At 58.8% G+C, this 782-nt stretch carries 1 protein-coding gene; it reads right to left on the bottom strand.

Going from position 1 to position 782, the window contains the following annotated elements; genetic code table 11:
* On the bottom strand, window positions 1-741 hold a 741-nt coding region (locus L696_RS28205), incomplete at its 3' end, for a KS-MAT linker domain-containing protein (RefSeq protein ID WP_155985311.1).
* Between the last annotated feature and the right edge of the window lie 41 nt (window positions 742-782).

Consider the following 782-nt stretch of genomic DNA (forward strand, 5'->3'; position numbering starts at 1 on the left):
GCGGCTCCCCGGCAGCCAGTATCTTTCATTAGCGAAGGGATAACCAGGCAGCGGGACCTTGGATGGCAGTCCGTCCGTATAAAGCAGGCGCCACTCGAGCGGAACGCCTCTGACCCATAGTTCCGCCAACTTGCCGTGCTTCCCTTTGCGCAACCAAGCCTCTACCGTCGATCTCATGTCCTCGTCTTCCGCAAACAGATGCATGGATTCCCGCCGGGTGTTGGCTTGGCCACGGTAAACATCGGAAACCGTTTCTTTCCCGTCGGTCACCTGCTCCAGCTTGCCAGCAAGTTCGGCGAACGAACCCGCAACAATGGCCAGCCGTTCTTCCAGGGGCTCTCTTCCGGTTTGCAGGGTGTAGGCCATCTGCTGCAAACTCATACTCGTCTTCGACGCTTCATTTGTCCTGTGGACGGTTTGCAGCAATCTCCGGGCATACTCCTGCAGTTGCTCCCCGCTCTTTGCGGACAGCACAAATAGTTGACGGGATACTGTCTCCTCCAGCAGCGGCCGCAAGGGAGCGGCGTATTCCTCCAACACGACCGCCGCATTGGCGCCTCCGGCACCAAATGAGCTCACCAGCGCCCTGCGGGGATAGACAACGGTCTTCCCGTCTTGATCCAGCTCAGGTTGTCTCCATTCCGCCAACTCCTGCTGCACCATGAACGGCGTCTGCGTGAAGTCGATATTCGGATTTAACTGCTTGGCATGCAGCGACGGAACCAGCTGGCGATGCCGCATTTGCAACAGCACCTTCGTGAGCCCAGCAATTCCGGCCGCCG

It is taken from the genome of Paenibacillus maysiensis, from assembly GCF_000520815.1.
Classification (GTDB): Bacteria; Bacillota; Bacilli; order Paenibacillales; family Paenibacillaceae; genus Paenibacillus; species Paenibacillus maysiensis.